Annotated in this window: 20 protein-coding genes; 9 read left to right on the forward strand and 11 right to left on the reverse strand. The window is 70.9% G+C overall.

Going from position 1 to position 16,305, the window contains the following annotated elements; genetic code table 11:
- Positions 1 to 2 precede the first annotated feature (2 nt).
- The 4 genes from sufC (at position 3) to AB0P08_RS06685 (ending at position 3,728) form a co-directional block, all read left to right on the forward strand.
- Entirely contained in the window at positions 3 to 773 is a 771-nt protein-coding gene (gene sufC, locus AB0P08_RS06670; RefSeq protein WP_025103648.1) for a Fe-S cluster assembly ATPase SufC, read from the forward strand.
- Positions 774 to 782: 9 nt separating this feature from the next.
- Positions 783 to 1,112 carry a metal-sulfur cluster assembly factor gene (locus AB0P08_RS06675; RefSeq protein ID WP_017202280.1) on the forward strand — a complete coding sequence of 110 codons (330 nt, stop codon included), beginning with the start codon at positions 783 to 785 and terminating at the stop codon, positions 1,110 to 1,112.
- Positions 1,113 to 1,206: 94 nt separating this feature from the next.
- Positions 1,207 to 2,361 (forward strand): MalY/PatB family protein, encoded by a 1,155-nt coding sequence (locus tag AB0P08_RS06680; protein WP_363588918.1) that lies wholly within the window; start codon positions 1,207 to 1,209, stop codon positions 2,359 to 2,361.
- Positions 2,358 to 3,728, forward strand: coding sequence for an MFS transporter (locus AB0P08_RS06685; protein ID WP_363588920.1), 1,371 nt, complete (start codon positions 2,358 to 2,360; stop codon positions 3,726 to 3,728). The genes AB0P08_RS06680 and AB0P08_RS06685 overlap by 4 nt, the downstream gene beginning before the upstream one ends.
- Here AB0P08_RS06685 and AB0P08_RS06690 read toward each other — a convergent pair.
- The gene (locus AB0P08_RS06690; protein ID WP_363443663.1) at positions 3,691 to 4,275 is read right to left on the reverse strand and encodes a TetR family transcriptional regulator; all 585 of its coding nucleotides are present in this window, start codon (positions 4,273 to 4,275) and stop codon (positions 3,691 to 3,693) included. The genes AB0P08_RS06685 and AB0P08_RS06690 overlap by 38 nt on opposite strands.
- A 50-nt stretch (positions 4,276 to 4,325) precedes the next feature.
- On the opposite strand from AB0P08_RS06690, the gene AB0P08_RS06695 reads away from it, so the two are divergent.
- Entirely contained in the window at positions 4,326 to 5,042 is a 717-nt protein-coding gene (locus AB0P08_RS06695) for an energy-coupling factor ABC transporter ATP-binding protein (protein ID WP_363588922.1), read from the forward strand.
- A 38-nt stretch (positions 5,043 to 5,080) separates the two neighbouring features.
- Positions 5,081 to 5,632: an energy-coupling factor transporter transmembrane component T gene (locus AB0P08_RS06700; protein ID WP_363588924.1), complete on the forward strand. Its 552-nt coding sequence runs from the start codon at positions 5,081 to 5,083 to the stop codon at positions 5,630 to 5,632.
- A gap of 3 nt (positions 5,633 to 5,635) precedes the next feature.
- On the opposite strand, the gene AB0P08_RS06705 is transcribed toward AB0P08_RS06700, so the two are convergent.
- The 4 genes from AB0P08_RS06705 to AB0P08_RS06720 form a co-directional block, all read right to left on the reverse strand.
- Positions 5,636 to 6,970 (reverse strand): acyltransferase family protein, encoded by a 1,335-nt coding sequence (locus AB0P08_RS06705; protein ID WP_363588926.1) that lies wholly within the window; start codon positions 6,968 to 6,970, stop codon positions 5,636 to 5,638.
- A gap of 72 nt (positions 6,971 to 7,042) precedes the next feature.
- The gene (locus AB0P08_RS06710) at positions 7,043 to 7,714 is read right to left on the reverse strand and encodes a response regulator (protein ID WP_062634324.1); all 672 of its coding nucleotides are present in this window, start codon (positions 7,712 to 7,714) and stop codon (positions 7,043 to 7,045) included.
- Positions 7,711 to 8,979 carry a sensor histidine kinase gene (locus tag AB0P08_RS06715; protein ID WP_363588928.1) on the reverse strand — a complete coding sequence of 423 codons (1,269 nt, stop codon included), beginning with the start codon at positions 8,977 to 8,979 and terminating at the stop codon, positions 7,711 to 7,713. The genes AB0P08_RS06710 and AB0P08_RS06715 overlap by 4 nt, the downstream gene beginning before the upstream one ends.
- Positions 8,980 to 8,984: 5 nt before the next feature.
- Positions 8,985 to 9,638: a DedA family protein gene (locus AB0P08_RS06720; RefSeq protein ID WP_232089031.1), complete on the reverse strand. Its 654-nt coding sequence runs from the start codon at positions 9,636 to 9,638 to the stop codon at positions 8,985 to 8,987.
- 128 nt (positions 9,639 to 9,766) lie between these two features.
- On the opposite strand from AB0P08_RS06720, the gene AB0P08_RS06725 reads away from it, so the two are divergent.
- A complete protein-coding gene (locus AB0P08_RS06725; RefSeq protein WP_363588930.1) occupies positions 9,767 to 11,365 on the forward strand; it encodes an ABC-F family ATP-binding cassette domain-containing protein in 1,599 nt (532 codons plus the stop codon).
- 22 nt (positions 11,366 to 11,387) lie between these two features.
- On the forward strand, positions 11,388 to 11,981 hold the full coding sequence (locus AB0P08_RS06730) for a pyridoxine/pyridoxamine 5'-phosphate oxidase (RefSeq protein WP_363588932.1): 594 nt from the start codon (positions 11,388 to 11,390) through the stop codon (positions 11,979 to 11,981).
- A 176-nt stretch (positions 11,982 to 12,157) separates the two neighbouring features.
- Here AB0P08_RS06730 and AB0P08_RS06735 read toward each other — a convergent pair whose 3' ends face one another.
- From AB0P08_RS06735 to AB0P08_RS06750, 4 genes are read right to left on the reverse strand one after another with little or no spacing between them, the layout of a single operon-like run.
- On the reverse strand, positions 12,158 to 12,967 hold the full coding sequence (locus AB0P08_RS06735) for an SURF1 family cytochrome oxidase biogenesis protein (RefSeq protein ID WP_363588934.1): 810 nt from the start codon (positions 12,965 to 12,967) through the stop codon (positions 12,158 to 12,160).
- The gene (locus AB0P08_RS06740) at positions 12,964 to 13,158 is read right to left on the reverse strand and encodes a hypothetical protein (RefSeq protein WP_363443690.1); all 195 of its coding nucleotides are present in this window, start codon (positions 13,156 to 13,158) and stop codon (positions 12,964 to 12,966) included. The genes AB0P08_RS06735 and AB0P08_RS06740 overlap by 4 nt, the downstream gene beginning before the upstream one ends.
- Positions 13,155 to 13,502: a DUF3099 domain-containing protein gene (locus AB0P08_RS06745; RefSeq protein ID WP_363588936.1), complete on the reverse strand. Its 348-nt coding sequence runs from the start codon at positions 13,500 to 13,502 to the stop codon at positions 13,155 to 13,157. Before AB0P08_RS06745 ends, AB0P08_RS06740 begins: the two co-directional genes overlap by 4 nt.
- 52 nt (positions 13,503 to 13,554) lie before the next feature.
- Positions 13,555 to 14,037: a DUF4190 domain-containing protein gene (locus AB0P08_RS06750; protein WP_363588938.1), complete on the reverse strand. Its 483-nt coding sequence runs from the start codon at positions 14,035 to 14,037 to the stop codon at positions 13,555 to 13,557.
- A gap of 140 nt (positions 14,038 to 14,177) precedes the next feature.
- Between AB0P08_RS06750 and AB0P08_RS06755 the strand changes: the two genes are divergently transcribed.
- On the forward strand, positions 14,178 to 14,888 hold the full coding sequence (locus tag AB0P08_RS06755) for a beta-ketoacyl-ACP reductase (RefSeq protein ID WP_187661617.1): 711 nt from the start codon (positions 14,178 to 14,180) through the stop codon (positions 14,886 to 14,888).
- A gap of 15 nt (positions 14,889 to 14,903) precedes the next feature.
- Here AB0P08_RS06755 and AB0P08_RS06760 read toward each other — a convergent pair whose 3' ends face one another.
- Positions 14,904 to 15,599 carry an alpha/beta fold hydrolase gene (locus AB0P08_RS06760; protein WP_363588940.1) on the reverse strand — a complete coding sequence of 232 codons (696 nt, stop codon included), beginning with the start codon at positions 15,597 to 15,599 and terminating at the stop codon, positions 14,904 to 14,906.
- Between the two features lie 38 nt (positions 15,600 to 15,637).
- Positions 15,638 to 16,273, reverse strand: coding sequence for a phosphoserine phosphatase SerB (serB, locus tag AB0P08_RS06765; RefSeq protein ID WP_363588942.1), 636 nt, complete (start codon positions 16,271 to 16,273; stop codon positions 15,638 to 15,640).
- Positions 16,274 to 16,305: the final 32 nt, after the last annotated feature.

Consider the following 16,305-nt stretch of genomic DNA (forward strand, 5'->3'; position numbering starts at 1 on the left):
GAATGTCTGTTCTCGAGATCCGCGACCTGCATGTGACGGTCGAGACCGAGGCGGGGACCACCCCGATCCTCAACGGAATCACCCTCACCATGAACACCGGTGAGACCCACGCCATCATGGGCCCCAACGGCTCCGGCAAGTCCACCCTGGCCTACACGATCGCCGGCCACCCGAAGTACACGGTCACCTCCGGCTCCATCACCTTCGACGGTGAGGACGTCCTGGCGATGAGCGTCGACGAGCGCGCCCGCGCCGGCCTGTTCCTCGCCATGCAGTACCCGGTCGAGATCCCCGGCGTGACCGTGACGAACTTCCTGCGCACCGCGAAGACCGCGCTCGACGGCGAGGCGCCCTCGATCCGGCAGTGGACTAAGGACGTCAAGGAGTCCATGGCCAACCTCCGCATGGACCCGAAGTTCGCGCAGCGCAACGTCAACGAGGGCTTCTCGGGTGGTGAGAAGAAGCGCCACGAGATCCTCCAGCTCGAGGTGCTCAAGCCGAAGTTCGCCGTGCTCGACGAGACCGACTCCGGCCTCGACGTGGACGCGCTGAAGATCGTCTCCGAGGGTGTCAACCGCGCGAAGGAGTCCACCGGTCTCGGTGTGCTGCTCATCACGCACTACACCCGGATCCTCCGCTACATCCGCCCGGACTACGTCCACGTGGTCGTCGCGGGCAAGATCGTCGAGGAGGGCGGCCCCGAGCTCGCCGACCGTCTGGAGAACGAGGGCTACGACCGGTTCCTCGACCCCTCCGCTCCCATCGAGGCGTAGGCTGATCGCATGACAGCGACCCTGACGGACGAGAAGTACGACGCGGTCACCGAGGCCCTCAAGGACGTGATGGATCCTGAGCTCGGGATCAACGTCGTCGACCTCGGGCTCATCTACGACCTCGCCTGGGACGACGAGAACGACGCTCTCGTCATCCACATGACGCTGACCAGTGCGGGCTGCCCGCTCACGGATGTCCTCGAAGACCAGACGGCGCAGGCCCTGGACAACGTCGTGGACCGCTTCCGCATCAACTGGGTGTGGATGCCGCCGTGGGGACCCGAGCGGATCACGGACGACGGACGCGACATGATGCGTGCGCTCGGCTTCGCGATCTGAGCGTTCCGGTCACCTGACCACCAGACGAAGCGGGCGTGCCGGGCACGCCCGCTTCGACGTCTCCGCATCGGCGCGGAGAGAAATCGGAGGACGAATGCTGTCGGTCAAGGCCCTGCCGCTGTCGGAGCTGCGCGAGCGCACCAGCGAGAAGTGGCGGGAGTATCCCGAGGACGTGCTGCCCCTCTTCGTCGCGGAGATGGACTTCCCGCTCGCTCCGCCCATCACCGCCGCTCTGCAGCGGGCGCTGGACCTCGGGGACACCGGGTACATCGCCTCGCGGACACCGCTCGCGGAGGCCTACGCGGGTTTCGCGGAGCGCCGCTTCGGCTGGCGTCCCGACCCCGCACGGATGCGCAGCACGGCGGACGTGAGCATGGGCATCGTCGAGATCCTCCGCCGCGTCACGCAGCCGGGGGAGCGCGTCGTCGTGACGCCTCCGGTCTACCCGCCCTTCTACGACCTCGTCGCCGAGGCGGGAGCCGAGGTGCAGCGGGTGCCGCTGCGCGACACGGGGACGCGGTGGGAGCTCGACCTCGACGGGATCCGCGCCGCGTTCGAGGACGGCTCGACGGCCATCCTCCTCTGCAACCCGCACAACCCGACGGGCACCGTGCACGATCGGGAGACGCTGGCCGCGCTGGCTGACCTGGCCGAGGAGTTCGGCGCGACGGTCGTCTCGGACGAGATCCATGCACCGCTCGCGCAGCCCGGCGCGGGCTTCACGCCCTTCCTCGCCACGAGCGACGCGGCAGCCCGGGTCGGCTATGCCGTCGTCAGCGCGAGCAAGGCGTTCAATCTCGCGGGACTGAAGTGCGCACTCATGGTGACCGCCGCGGAAGAGACGTCCGCGGTCGTTCGCGACCTGCCGGTCGAGGTGGAGTGGCGGACGGGACAGTTCGGTCTGCTCGCGGCCGTCGCCGCATTCTCGGAGGAGAGCGACGCCTGGCTCGACGGCCTCCTGCGCACCCTCGACGAGAACCGCGTGCTGCTGGAAGATCTCCTCGCCCGCCACCTGCCCGCCGCCCGCTACCGCATTCCGGACGCGGGGTACCTCGCGTGGATCGACCTCTCGGCACTCGGCTGGGGCGACAATCCCGCCCGGCAGATCCTCCGCGAGGCGAAGGTCGCGCTGCACTTCGGCCCGGCCTTCGGGGAGGAAGGGGCCGGACACGTGCGGCTCAACTTCGGCACCAGCCCCGAGATCCTCACCGAGGCGATCGAGCGCATCGCCGCGCTCGTCGAGCGATGACGGCTGCGGAGCCGACGGCCACGATCTGGGACCGCAGCCGGGTCTGGGTGACTCTGGGCGCTGTCGCCCTGATCTTCCTCGCCGCGATCGAGGCCCTCGCGGTGACGACGGTCATGCCGATCGTCAGCGATGCCCTGGACGGCCAGTCGCTGTACGCCGTCGCCTTCGCGGGCACGCTCGCGACCAGCGTGATCGGGATGGTCGCGGCCGGTTCCTGGTCGGACGCGCGCGGTCCGCGCGGCGCGCTGTACGCCGCCGTCACCCTCTTCATCCTCGGCCTGCTGATCTCCGGGTTCGCGGCGACGATGCCCCAGTTCCTGATCGGACGACTGGTGCAGGGGCTCGGTGCCGGTGGCCAGACCGTCGCTCTGTACGTCGTCGTCGCGCGGCTGTATCCGCCGTACCTGCACGGGCGGGTGTTCGCGGCATTCGCGGCCGCCTGGGTGGTGCCGTCGATGATCGGGCCCTTCCTCGCGGGAGCGGTGGCGGAGTACCTCGATTGGCGATGGGCGTTCCTGGGCGTGGCGGTGCTGACCGCGATCGCGTTCTCCATGATCGCGATCCGTTTGCGCGGTGTCGACCTCGGCCGCGGGGAGCCGCAGGACCGGCGGGCGCTGCTCACGCGCCTCTCGCTCGCCATCGTCGTCGCGGTGCTCGCGGTGGTGATCGGACTGTCCGCCGAGCTCGATCCGGCGATCGGCTGGCCGGTCGCGCTGGGAGCCGTGCTCGCGATCGGTGTCGCCGTGCTGCCCCTTCTGCCGCGACGCACGCTGCGCGCCGGCGCCGGCCTTCCCAGTGTCGTGCTCATGCGCGGCGTGGCGGCCGGCGCGTTCTTCGCCGCGGAGGCCTACATCCCGTACCTGCTCATGCGGAAGTTCGACTTCTCCGCCACCTGGGCCGGGGTCGCCCTCATGCTGGCCGCTTTCGCGTGGGCCGGTGCGTCCGCCGCGCAGGGTCGCTACGGTGAGCGGCTGGGCAACCACCGCATCACGGCTCTCAGCCTGGGAGCGTTGCTCGTGGCGATGCTCTGCGTGCTGGCCGCCGCGGCGTTCGACGCCTCGCCGATCTTCGTGATCGTCGGGTGGGCGTTCGCCGGGGGCGGCATGGGGCTGCTGTACCCGCGGCTCACCGTGCTGACCCTCGCCTACTCGGATGAGTCGAACCAGGGATTCAACTCCTCGGCGCTCTCGATCTCGGACGCGACGGGTTCGGCGGTCGCGATCGCGCTGGCGGGGCTCGCCGTCGCCACTCTGGGTGGCCGGGCGGATGCGTTCGCGGTCGTGTTCGTCCTCGGCGTCGGGCTGGTGCTGCTCGCGGTGATCCCCGGGCTCAGGCTCGGGCACGCCGCGGAGTCTTCGGTGCGCTGAGCTCACCGGCGAGGGCGATCACACCGAGGTCGAACACCCGGTCCAGACCCGCCGTCACGTCGACCTCGCTGGAGGACGGGAGGGCGCCGTGACTGTCGGCGTGCATCCGCTGCTGGACGAGGGTCGCATGACCGAGCACGAAATGCAGGATCGCGGCGCCGCGGTCCTCGGCGTCCTGAGCTCCCTCCGCGCGGAGGGCCGCGACCAGAGCCTCGCGGGCGTGGGCCGAGCCCAGCTGGAGCGCGTACGTGCTGAGCACGAGCTCCGCGCCGTCCCGGTAGGCGAAGAGGGCGTCGCGGAGCGCGCGGGCAGTCGCGAGGACCCCGCCGTCTCCGGCGGGAACCCCGGCGGTGATCCGGTCGGCGAGGTCGGCGAGGAGCTCCTGCTTGTTCGCCACGTGCCAGTAGAGAGCGCTGGGCTGCACGTCGAGCCGGGCCGCGATGCGGCGCATGGAGAGGTCGGCCAGCCCCACCTCGTCGAGGAGGGCCAGGGCCGTCCGCGAGACGCTGTCCCGGTCGTGACGGGCGGGATTCGTCTCGGGACTCATGCCCCCACTATAGTGAACGGCGTTCAGGTGAACGGTGTTCAGGAGGATGAATGCGCAGGCGGAAGCCGGGGACGACCGCGACGCTCGCGGAGCCGGGAACGGTGCGTCTCGACGGCGTGGGCGTGACGGTCGACGGCCGCGTTCTGCTCGACGACGTGACGCTGGAACTCACCGCGCCGCGCATCGCCGTGATCGGTGCGAACGGCTCCGGGAAGTCGACGTTCGCCCGATTGCTGAACGGCCTCATGACGCCGACCACGGGAACGGTCACCGTCCACGGCCTCGACGCGCTCCGAGAGCGGACCGCCGTCCGCCGCCGGGTGGGCTTCGTCTTCACCGATCCGGATGCCCAGATCCTGATGCCGACCCCGGCCGAGGATCTCGCGCTGTCCCTCCGCGGGCGGCCCCGTGGGGACATCGCCGCTCGCGTGCAGGAGACGCTGGACCGCCACGGTCTCGGCGCCCACGCCGACGTCCCGGCGTCGTCGCTCTCGGGAGGCCAGAAGCAGATGCTGGCCCTCGCTGCGGTGCTCCTCTCCGAGCCGGCACTGATCGTGGCGGACGAACCGACCACGCTCCTCGACCTGCGCAACGCCCGGCGGATCGGAGACCTCCTCCTGGCGCAGGACGCGCAGGTGCTCATCGTCACCCACGATCTCGAGCTCGCCGCGCGCTGCGACACGGCCGTCCTCTTCGACGGCGGGCGCGTCGTCGAGCAGGGAGATCCCGAGTCGGTCATCGCGCGCTATCGCCGGTTGTGCGCGTGATCCCGTCCCGGCCGCTCGTACCGGGGCTCCTGTCGAGGGTGCCAGCCGGACCGAAGCTGGCGGGCCTCGCCCTCGCGGCACTCGCGATGACCCTGTTCCCGCACGGGCCGGTCAGCATCGCCGTCTGCCTCGCGGCCGTGCTCGCGCTCTACCCGATCGGAGGTGTGCCGCTCTCCGCCGCCGTGATCGAGCTGTGGCGGCTGCGTGCGGTCCTGCTCGTGCTCGCGATCGCCCTCGCCGTCTTCGTGTCTCCCGTGGCCGCCTGGATGAGCACCGGGCGGGTCGCCGCATTGCTGCTGCTCGCCGCGCTCCTCACCCTGACCACGCGCATGTCCGACCTCCTGGAGGTGCTGCAGCGCCTCCTGCGGCCGCTGCGCCGTGTCGGGGTGGACCCCGAGGCGGTGTCGATGGCGGTGTCGCTCACCCTGACGATGGTGCCCGTCGTCGCGGGCTTCGCACAGCGGGTGCGCGATGCGGAGCGCGCCCGCGGTGTGCGACTGGGTGTGCGTGGCGTGGTGCCCCTGCTCGTCATGACGCTCCGCCACGCGGACCAGGTCGGTGATGCCCTCGCCGCCCGCGGGGTCGGCTGACGGTCACGCCACGACGGCGGGGGCGGGGACGGCGCTGCCGGAGCGGCCGGCGAGCCGCAGCGCAGCCACGAGCAGCAGCACGGCGAGCGCCGCAGTGGAGACCGTCGTACCGAGGACGAGGAGCAGCACCACTCCCGTGAGTCCCACGGCGGTCCCCAGCACCAGGCGGCGGCGCGAGTCCGTCGCCTTCGGCGAGGGGTGGTTCTCGAAGCGATCGACGCCCACGGCGACCAGGGCGGTGAGGACGAGTGCCGTCACCAGCCACAGCGGGCGGGCTGCCCACCACTCCACGCTGTCGAGTGCGGGCAGGCTGAGCCCCCCGACGATCGCTGCCAGCGCTGTCGCTCCGGCCATCACCAACAGCACCGGCATGTGCCAGAGGTAGATGGTCATCGTGCGCCGGGTCACGAACGCGGTGAACGCGGCCACCGGGGTGTGCCGACTGAAGCGTCCGATCCGGTCGCGGTACAGGGAGAACAGGGTCGTGTGGATGAGCCCGACCAGCAGGAGGGCGGCTGTCGGCGGGTTGATGTTGGCGATGAGGTCGGGGGAGTACACGCCCCCGAGGAAGAGTGCGACGAGGAGCCCGAGGGAGCCGGTGCCGATTGCCACGCGGACTCCGGGCCGCAGTGCATCCACGCGTCCGTCGGCGAGGAAGAACCCGAGCTGCTGCATCGTCAGCCAGACGAAGGCGAGGTTGAGGAAACCCAGGGCGTCGTTCCCGGTCGTGGCGCGCAGCACGTCGACCGCGACGGCCGCAGCGGCGAGGAGACCGATGGTCCGCAGCGGCGCGCGGTCGTGCAGCGCGACGAAGGCGGGGAGGAGCGCCTGGCACAGCAGGAAGACCCCGAGGAACCACAGGGGCTGCCCGTACCGGAAACCCGCGACCGCGATGAGATCCGGGGAGACCCCGACGACGGTGAGCACGGCGAGAGCGATGCCGACCGCGGCGATGGTGAACAGGGCCGGGCGCAGGAGCCGGTGCACCCGACCGGCCACGAAGGCGGTGGCGCTCCCGCCGCGGTCGCGAAGGCGGCGGTAGGCGAGGAGTCCGGAGAACCCTCCGATCACGAAGAAGAGCGGCATCACCTGCAGCAGCCAGCTCAGCGGCGCGATCCAGCCCGTGCCGTCGCTCGCGTTCTCGAACACCGGCCCGGACTCGGACACCGTGACCCCCACCATGACGGCGTGCAGCAGGACGACGCCGAGCACGCACAGTGCCCGGACGACGTCGATGCCGGTGTCGCGGTGGCCGGTGGGGGCGGATACGGCGGGGGCGGGGGTGCTGAGGCGTGGAGCCGCGGCGATGACCATGAGTCCTCCTGGGAACGGTGTCATCGGAGGCTATGGACGCGGTGGTCGGCACGACATCACCCCGTGGTGCCGTCCTGACCCCTACGCAGGGGTGACTCAGGCGGAGGGTTCGACCAGACCGGTGTCGTAGGCGAGGATGACGGCGTGCACGCGGTCGCGGAGACCGAGTTTCGCGAGCACTTTGCCGACGTGGGTCTTCACGGTCTGCTCGGCGATGAACAGGTCGCCCGCGATCTCCGTGTTGGAGCGGCCCTTGCCGATGAGGACGAGCACCTCGCGCTCCCGGTCGGTGAGATCGGCGAGGGCGGTCGCTGACCTGCGTGATGCCGGCCGCCGTCCGGCGAACTGTTCGATCATCCGCCGCGTCACGCTCGGGGCGAGGAGCGCATCGCCCCCCGCCACCACGCGGACGGCATGCACGAGCTCCTCCGGGAGGGCGTCCTTGAGGAGGAAGCCGCTGGCGCCGGCGGCGAGGGCGTCGTAGACGTAGTCGTCGATGTCGAACGTGGTGAGCATGAGGATCCGCGGCACGTGCGCGGCCGGGTACGACGGACCCAGGATGCGCCGGGTGGCCTCGATGCCGTCGAGCTCCGGCATGCGGACGTCCATGAGGATGACGTCGGGGTCGAGCCGCGCGGCGAGCGTGACGGCTTCTGCGCCGTCCGCGGCCTGGCCCACCACGCGGATGCCCTCATGGGCGTCCAGCAGGGCGGCGAAGCCGGCGCGGACCATCGCCTGATCGTCGGCGATGAGCACGCTGATCGTCACGAGTTCTCCTTGTCTTCCGCCGGGGCGGTCGGGGCGGCCGCTGATGCCGCGGGGGACAGGGGCAGGGTGGCGTCGACCGTCCAGCCCCCGTCGTCGGACGGGCCGGCCGCGAGGCTCCCGCCCAGCAGCTCTGCGCGCTCGCGCATTCCCCGGAGGCCGTAGCCCCCGGTGGGGTTCTCGACCGGCTGCGGGGGCGCCGCGTTGCGCACTCGGATGTGCAGGCTGCCGGCATCGGCGTGAAGGCGGACGGTGACCCGTGCTCCGGGGGCATGGCGGACGGCGTTGCTCAGTGCCTCCTGCACGATGCGGAAGGCGGCGATCTGCACACCGGGTCCGGCGGCCGAGGCCGCCTCGATCCCCTCCAGCACGAGACCGACCTCCACGCCGGCGCGTCGGATGGTGTCGACGAGGGCCGGCACGTCGTCCAGTCCCTGCTGCGGTGCGAGCTCGGCATGCTGGTCCTCCGTGCGGAGCACCCCCAGCATCCGCCGCATCTCGGTGAGCGAGGAGCGAGCGGTGGCGGCGATGTCGTCGAACTCGGCCGCCGCGTCGGCATCGAGGTCCGCGATCCGGTAGCGCGCGGTCGACGCCTGGACCTGGATCACCGACATGCTGTGCGCCACGACGTCGTGCAGCTCCCTGGCGATCCGGGTGCGCTCCTCCACGAGGGCGCGCCGCGACTCCTCCAGGGCGCTGTGCTCCTTCTCCCTGGTCAGCTCGGCCGCCACCCGCACGCGGCCGGCGACGAGGACGGCGATGAGGAACATCGCGGCGGCGACCGAGGTCGTCACGATCAGGTCGGCGGTGACGCTCCCGGAGCTCGCCGGCGTCGCGACCATGTCCGGCCGCAGCAGGGGCGCCGTCAGGGAGGTGAGTGCGCCGATCACGAGGGTGAGGGCGCCGAGTCGGGCTCCCTGCACGAAGGACATCACGCCCACGAAGAGGACGAACGCGAGCAGTGCCGGTACCGACCACGGCCAGGGGGACTGGATCGCCCGCGCCGGCTCGACGAGGAGAGGGAGCAGGAAGGCGCCGGCGGCGAACACGACGATCGCGGTCCGCGGACGGGAGGGGACGAGCAGGGGAGGCCCGCACACGGCGGCACCGAGCAGGAAAGACAGCGGCAGCGGCGTGCCCGAGAGCACCGTCTGGAGCGGGACGAGGAGCGCGTACAGCACGACGACCGCCGCGGTCAGCGCCACGAGGGCGCCGGTGCGACGGCTGATCCGTGACGGGCGCGGGGTGCGCTCTCGGCGGCGTGCCATGCGTCTCATCCTGCCAGGTGCGGGACCGCCGTACGGCGGCGGCGGAGCGCGGCGATCCGGTCGATGACGATGCCGACGATCAGGGCGATGACGACGCCGATGGCGGCGCTGAGCACGGGCTGGTCGTGCAGCCAGGCGCCGGCGAGCAACCCGATCGCGAGGCTGAACACGCTCCAGCTGACACCGGCGATGAGGCTCAGCGGGAGGAACCGCCGCCAGGGGAACCCGAGCGCTCCGGCGGACATGTTCACGGCCACGCGGCCGATCGGGATGTATCGCGCGCCGAGGATCAGCGTCGCGCTGCGGCGGTCGAGAGCATGCTGCGCGTAGGCGAACGCGGCGGCGACGCGAGGGCGACGCATCCACGCGAACCTCGTGGTGCCGAGTCGGCGACCGATGAGGAATGCGATGTTGTCGCCGATCGCAGCGCCCAGGGCGGCGACCGCCCCGAGCAGCAGGATGTTGCCGTCGCCGGTGGACGCGGCGACGGCCGCCGCAGCGACGAGGACCGTCTCGCTCGGGACCGGAGGGAAGAACCCGTCGATCACGGTCACCGCGAAGAGCACCGCGTACAGCCACGGGGAGGCGATCGCCTGCAGGATGAGGTCGTTGAGGATGTCCACTCCAGCACCGTAGGCAGCGGGTGCGGGGCGGGTCATCACTCCCCGGTATCGCCTCGGTCACCCTGCAGAGGGATCTTGTCGGCGATCAGCGCCGTCGCAGCGGCATATACTGGGAGGCTGGCCGCTCGGCCATCACCCTCCTTCCGAACGAACGGACGTCCGCTGTGCTTGCCGTGCACGACCTCGAGATCCGCGTTGGCGCGCGCCTGCTGATGGAGAACGTCTCGTTCCGTGTGTCCGACGGCGACAAGATCGGCCTCGTCGGACGCAACGGTGCGGGCAAGACGACACTCACCAAGGTGCTCGCCGGCGACGTGCTGCCCTCCGGTGGTACCGTCACCCGCTCCGGCGAACTCGGCTACCTGCCGCAGGACCCGCGTTCGGGCAACCCGGAGGACCTCGCCCGTACCCGCATCCTCGACGCCCGCGGCCTCGGCCAGCTCAACCTCGGCATGACCGAGGCCTCGCTCGCGATGGGCTCGGACGACCCCGCGGTCGCGGCGAAGGCGATGAAGCGCTACGGGGCGCTCACCGAGGAGTTCGAGGCGCAGGGCGGCTACGCGGCCGAGGCCGAGGCGGCGTCGATCGCGCACAACCTCTCGCTGCCGGACCGCATCCTCGACCAGCCGCTGTCGACCCTCTCCGGTGGACAGCGCCGTCGTATCGAGCTCGCGCGCATCCTCTTCTCCGACGCCCAGACGATGATCCTCGACGAGCCGACCAACCACCTCGACGCGGACAGCGTCGTGTGGCTGCGCGAGTTCCTCAAGAACTACAAGGGCGGGTTGATCGTCATCAGCCACGACGTCGAGCTCGTCGGCGAGACCGTCAACCGCGTCTTCTACCTCGACGCCAACCGCCAGGTCATCGACATCTACAACATGAACTGGAAGAACTACCTGCGCCAGCGCGCCGCGGATGAGGAGCGCCGCAAGAAGGAGCGGGCCAACGCGGAGAAGAAGGCGACCACTCTCCAGCAGCAGGCGGCGCGCTTCGGAGCCAAGGCGTCCAAGGCGGCGGCCGCGCACCAGATGCTCGCCCGCGCGGAGAAGCTCCTGTCGGGCCTGGAAGACGTGCGTCAGGAGGACCGCGTCGCGAAGCTGCGGTTCCCGAAGCCGGCGCCCTGTGGCAAGACCCCGCTCATGGCGTCCGGACTGTCGAAGTCGTACGGCTCGCTGGAGATCTTCACCGACGTCGACCTCGCGATCGACCGTGGCTCCAAGGTCGTCGTGCTCGGACTCAACGGTGCGGGAAAGACGACGTTGCTGCGCATGCTCGCGGGCGTCGACCAGCCGGACACCGGCCAGCTCGAGCCCGGCCACGGCCTCAAGGTCGGGTACTACGCGCAGGAGCACGAGAACCTCGACGTCGGCCGCTCGGTGCTGGAGAACATGGTGTCGGCGGCCCCGCACATCACCGAGACCGAGGCGCGCAAGGTCCTCGGCTCGTTCCTGTTCACCGGCGACGACGTCCTCAAGCCGGCCGGCGTGCTCTCCGGCGGTGAGAAGACGCGACTGTCGCTGGCGACCCTCGTCGTATCGTCCGCGAACCTGTTGCTGCTCGACGAGCCCACGAACAACCTCGACCCGGCCTCGCGCGAGGAGATCCTCGGGGCTCTGGCCCACTACGAGGGTGCCGTGGTGCTCGTGTCGCACGACCCCGGCGCGGTGCAGTCGCTGAACCCGGAGCGCGTCCTCATCCTGCCCGACGGCGTCGAGGACATCTGGAGCCAGGAGTACCAGGACCTCATCGAGCTCGCGTAGCCGGTCGTGGCATAGTCGGAGGATGGCCGAGCAGTCGATCCTTCCTCCCTCGGAGCTCGCGGTATGGTTGCGCGCACAGCCGGCCCTCACCGGGACGGCCCCACCGCTGCGCCTCGCTGATCTCCCCGACGATCCGGTGCCGCTCTTCCGCGACTGGCTCCGCACGGCGGCCGCAGACGGCGTTCCGGAACCGCACGCCGCGACCCTCGCGACCGTCGACGCGGACGGCCTGCCGGACGCGCGCACGCTGATCCTCAAGGACGTGGACGCGCGTGGCTGGGCGTTCGCCGGAGCACGGTCCTCACGGAAGGCCACGCAGCTCGAGGCGCGTCCGGCCGCGGCCCTGAATCTGTGGTGGCAGCCGCAGCGACGCGCGGTGCGGGTGCGGGGAACCGTGGAAGAGGCGTCCCCGGCGGAGAGCGACGCCGACCTCGCTGCCCGCTCCGAGGACGCGCGAGCCGGTCTCCGTCCGGGGGACTGGGTGCTGTGGCGTGTCGTGCCCACGCGGGTCGAGTTCTGGCAGGGGGCGTCCGACCGGAACCACACCCGGATCGTCTATGACGTCGTCGGCCGCGGATGGCGGCATGCCGTCACGGGCTCTGCTCGCGAGCGCTAGACATCGAGAACGACCGGAGGCGCCCCGCCGGGGGGGATCGAAATGGTGCTTGCCGACGGTCCAAAAGGCCCGTTTCCCATCCTGCGTCGGCAGGGCGGGCCGTCCGGGATCGAAAGGGTGCCGGGCAGCGCAGCGTCCGGCGCGTTCTCGCGCTCGCGTGACGCTCGGCGGGTGCGTCAGCGGGCGTCGAGCAGTTCGTCCTCGACGTCCGCGTCGCGGTCGCGCCGCTTCGTGACCTTCACCGGTGCCGGTTTCCCCTCGACGTCTTCGCGGTGCTTCACGATCTCGGTCCGGATGATGTACCCGATGAAGATGAAGCCCATGATGGCGAACAGGATCCACTGGATCGCATAGGACAGGTGCGGCCCCGGGTCGTCGGTCGGGGACTCGAAACCGCCCAGCGCCGCATCCGCGGCGGGCTGCTCCTCGACCAGGCGCCCGTAGGCGCCGGTGATGACGTCGTCTCCGACGAGGTCCCCGATGGAGAGGAGGTGGATGGTGGGCACCTGGCCCTCCGGAGCCCCTCGCCCGGATGCGGGAAGCGGCTCGCCCGGGCGGAGCCGGACGGTCACCGTGACCTCACCAGAAGGCGGAGAGGGAACCGTGTCGGGGAGCTCGCCCTCGCCCGGGGGCACCCAGCCGCGGTCGACGATGAGCACACGGCCGTCCGCGTCCCGGAAGGGGACCAGAACCTCGAACGCACTGGTGCCTCCGTGCGGACGGTTGCGGACCAGGAGCTGCTCGTCGGCGAGGTACTCGCCATGCAGCGTGACCGGCCGCCATTCGTCTGCGGGGTCGAGGTCGTCCTCGGCGACGACGTCCGCGAGCGGGACGGCGGGCGCATCGTAGTTCTGCTCCACGAGCGCGATCTGCTCGGCCCGGGACTCGTTCCGCTCGAACTGCCAGTTCGACAGGAAGACGCACGCGATCGCGAAGCCGATGGCGATGAGGACGTACACACCCCAGCGGGTCAGGCGGTTGCTCATGAGGGCACCCCGTCTCGCACCGTCACCGGGAAGTCCCGCGCGGCCAGGTAGTCATGGAGGAAGTCGACGTGCTCATCGCACGCCAGCCAGATCTTCTCGCGGTCGGCGGCATGGATGCGCGGATTGCGCCAGACGACCTGCCTCGTGGCCGCGCTCCGGCATCCGGCGCGCGAGCAGATGAGTTCGCTCATCGGTCCGTGCGGCCTTCGCGGATGGTGATGACGTCAGGGGCGATCTCCGGAGCGGGCGTCGGCGCCGCCGACGGTGCGTCGATCTCGCGCATCGGCGACTCGGCTGCCGTCTCCGTGCTGTCGCTGCCGGCGTTGGCGAAGACCACGGCGATGTACGGCAGGACCGCGGCGGCCAGCGCGAACACCCATGTCCACCAGCCGAACGGCTGCACGAAGAACATCAGCCCGAAGCACACGATGCGGATCGTCATCGTGAGGGCGTACCGGCGCACACGATGGTCACCCTCATCCCGCGGGGACTGCGGCAGTGAGGTGACGGCCGGTACTCGACGTGCGTTCTTCACGATGGTTCCAGCCTACGCCGCCGCAGCGACATCGGCATGCCCGCGAGGAGCCTCAGTTCGCGAAGACGAAGGGCAGGGTGAAGGCGCCGAACACCACGAGGCTGATGAGCGTCGAGACGATCGTGAAGACGAGCACGCCGATCATCAGGTAGCCGAGGATGAGTCCGGCGATCGCCATGCCGCGTCCGCCGAGACCGGGAGTGCGCCGGATCTGCCCGAGTGCCATGTGGCCGGTGATCACGGCCGCGATCGAGGCGAGCATCGGCACGATCGCCCAGAACAGCACGACACCGGCGATGCCGCAGACGAGCGAGGTGATCGCGAGCCCGCTGGACGGCCGTGCGGGCGGCGCCCCGTACTGCTGCGGGGTGGTGAACTGCTGCGGGGCCGAGTACTGCTGAGGTGGCGAGTACTGCTGCGGTGCGACGTTGGTCGGCGGCGCCGGCGGGAATCCCGGATACGCAGGGGAGGAGCCGGGGGCCGGCGGGATGGCCGGCGGCTCACCCGACGGACCGGGGGTACGGGGATCGCTCACGCTGCTGCCTTTCGTCGCCCTCAGGCTTCCAGGACGGTCTTCGTCTGTCAAACGGCCGTCGTGAACCCGGACCGGCAACGTCGCTAGGATCGATCACGGCCCGGAACCCCGGCCCTCGATCCCAGACCCAGGAGTGTCCCATGAGCGCGGAGCGCGTCGTCCTCGTCACCGGAGGAAACCGCGGCATCGGCCGCGCCATCGCCGAGCGCTTCGTGAGGGAGGGATACCGGGTGGCGGTCACCGCTCGGAGCGGAGAGGGGCCGGAGGGCACCCTCACGGTGCGCGCGGATGTCACGGACGCCGCCGCACTCGACGCGGCTTTCACCGAGGTGGAGCAGCAGCTCGGCCCGGTGGAGATCGTCGTCGCCAACGCCGGCATCACCAAGGACACCCTGCTCATGCGCATGAGCGAGGACGACTTCGACAGCGTCATCGCGACCAACCTCGGCGGCACGTTCCGGGTCGTCAAGCGTGCCTCGAAGGGCATGCTGCGCGCGCGGTTCGGACGGGTGATCCTCATCTCCAGCGTCGTGGGCCTCTACGGCTCCGCGGGGCAGACGAACTATGCCGCTTCGAAGAGCGCGCTCGTCGGCTTCGCCCGCTCCCTCACGCGCGAGCTCGGCGGACGCGGAATCACGGCTAACGTCGTGGCGCCCGGGTTCATCGAGACCGACATGACCGCAGAGCTCCCCGAGGAGACGCAGAAGCAGTACAAGGCGAACATCCCTGCCGGCCGGTTCGCGACGCCGGACGAGGTCGCGGGCGTGGTGACCTGGCTGGCGAGCGACGACGCCGGCTACATCTCCGGCGCCGTCATCCCGGTCGACGGCGGTCTCGGCATGGGGCACTGACCCCGGCCCTCGCGGTCAGCGGTCGATCGCACGCACGAGGAGCTCGCCGAGACGTTCCGGCGCGGAGAACTGCGGCCAGTGTCCGGACCCGATCCGGACGACCTCGGCATCGTCGATCGCCCGGTACTCCGTCGCGTACGGGCCCCACTGGCTGATCACCTCGTCGAACGACGTCTGGTCCAGTCCTCCCATCAGCAGGGAGACCGGGATCCCATGCCGCGCGGCGTTGCGCAGCGCGAGTTCGCCGGTCGGGACCCGAGCGGGGATGCTGTGTGTGAGGGCGCTCGTCCGTGCCCTGGTTTCGTCGTCCAGGTCGTGCACGTCCTCGTCGGGGAAGAAGCCCCACCCGGGGAAGGCGACGACGCCGTCCTGCACCGGAAACTCGCTGATGCCGGAGCCCGGGGGTGGCGGGACGGTGTCGACGAAGACGACCCGGGCCACGCGGTCCGGGCGTGCGTCGGCGACGCCCCAGGCGACATTGCCTCCGCCACTGTGCCCGACGACCACGACGTCGCCCTCCGCGGCGTCCACGGCGGCGACCGCGGACGCCACCCAGTCATCGATCCCGATGCCTGCTGCTGCCTCCGCGGTGGCGTCGAGTCCGGGCATGGTCAGCGGGTGCGCGCGGTGCCCCGCCTTCTCGAGAGCGGGCACGACGTCGTCCCAGCTCGATGCGTCGAGCCAGAGACCGGGGATGAGGATGATGTCCATGACCCGACGGTAGACCCGGCCACGGACATCGTCGAGGGTCAGGGGAGCAGAGGGATGACCGTTCCGAGGTCGACAGGGCCGATGACCAGGCTCGCCGATTCCCGGACGGCGGGCTTGGCGTTGAACGCGAGCCCCAGGCCGGCGACCGCCATCATCGGGAGGTCGTTCGCCCCATCGCCGATCGCGATGGTCGCGTGCCGTGCCACGCCGAGCTCCTCCGCCCAGGTGCGCAGCCAGAAGGCCTTGGCCGCCCCGTCGACGATGTCGCCGTCCACCTCGCCCGTCAGCGCACCGTCGGCCACCGACAGACGGTTGGCACGCCAGCGGTCGACACCGAGCCCCGGCGCGACGTCGTCGAGGATCTCGTGGAACCCGCCCGAGACCACGCCGACCACCCCGCCTCGGGCGTGGACGGCGGCGGTGAGCTCGCGGACACCGGGGCTGGGCTCGACGCGGGCGCGGACCCGGGCGAACGCCTCGACGGACACGCCCGCGAGAGCCGCCACCCGGGAGCGGAGACTGGTCGCGAAGTCGATCTCACCGCGCATCGCGGCTTCGGTGGCCGCCTGCACCTCGGCGCGGCGACCCGCTTCCTCCGCGAGGAGCTCGATCACCTCGTTCCGGATGAGCGTGGAATCGGCATCGAGGACGACGAGGAATCGCGCGGTGGTCACGCCATCGAGCCTAGCGACCGGAGTCCGGGGCT

The organism is Microbacterium meiriae, assembly GCF_040686935.1.
In the GTDB taxonomy this organism is placed as follows: Bacteria; Actinomycetota; Actinomycetes; order Actinomycetales; family Microbacteriaceae; genus Microbacterium; species Microbacterium meiriae.

Excerpts from the sequence above, each read along its gene's own strand:
- sufC (WP_025103648.1), top strand. The coding sequence starts at position 3 with ATGTCTGTTCTCGAGATCCGCGACCTGCATGTGACGGTCGAGACCGAG.
- AB0P08_RS06675 (WP_017202280.1), top strand. The coding sequence starts at position 783 with ATGACAGCGACCCTGACGGACGAGAAGTACGACGCGGTCACCGAGGCC.
- AB0P08_RS06680 (WP_363588918.1), top strand. The coding sequence starts at position 1,207 with ATGCTGTCGGTCAAGGCCCTGCCGCTGTCGGAGCTGCGCGAGCGCACC.
- AB0P08_RS06685 (WP_363588920.1), top strand. The coding sequence starts at position 2,358 with ATGACGGCTGCGGAGCCGACGGCCACGATCTGGGACCGCAGCCGGGTC.
- AB0P08_RS06690 (WP_363443663.1), bottom strand. The coding sequence starts at position 4,275 with ATGAGTCCCGAGACGAATCCCGCCCGTCACGACCGGGACAGCGTCTCG.
- AB0P08_RS06695 (WP_363588922.1), top strand. The coding sequence starts at position 4,326 with ATGCGCAGGCGGAAGCCGGGGACGACCGCGACGCTCGCGGAGCCGGGA.
- AB0P08_RS06705 (WP_363588926.1), bottom strand. The coding sequence starts at position 6,970 with ATGACACCGTTCCCAGGAGGACTCATGGTCATCGCCGCGGCTCCACGC.
- AB0P08_RS06715 (WP_363588928.1), bottom strand. The coding sequence starts at position 8,979 with ATGGCACGCCGCCGAGAGCGCACCCCGCGCCCGTCACGGATCAGCCGT.
- AB0P08_RS06720 (WP_232089031.1), bottom strand. The coding sequence starts at position 9,638 with ATGACCCGCCCCGCACCCGCTGCCTACGGTGCTGGAGTGGACATCCTC.
- AB0P08_RS06730 (WP_363588932.1), top strand. The coding sequence starts at position 11,388 with ATGGCCGAGCAGTCGATCCTTCCTCCCTCGGAGCTCGCGGTATGGTTG.
- AB0P08_RS06735 (WP_363588934.1), bottom strand. The coding sequence starts at position 12,967 with ATGAGCAACCGCCTGACCCGCTGGGGTGTGTACGTCCTCATCGCCATC.
- AB0P08_RS06740 (WP_363443690.1), bottom strand. The coding sequence starts at position 13,158 with ATGAGCGAACTCATCTGCTCGCGCGCCGGATGCCGGAGCGCGGCCACG.
- AB0P08_RS06755 (WP_187661617.1), top strand. The coding sequence starts at position 14,178 with ATGAGCGCGGAGCGCGTCGTCCTCGTCACCGGAGGAAACCGCGGCATC.
- AB0P08_RS06760 (WP_363588940.1), bottom strand. The coding sequence starts at position 15,599 with ATGGACATCATCCTCATCCCCGGTCTCTGGCTCGACGCATCGAGCTGG.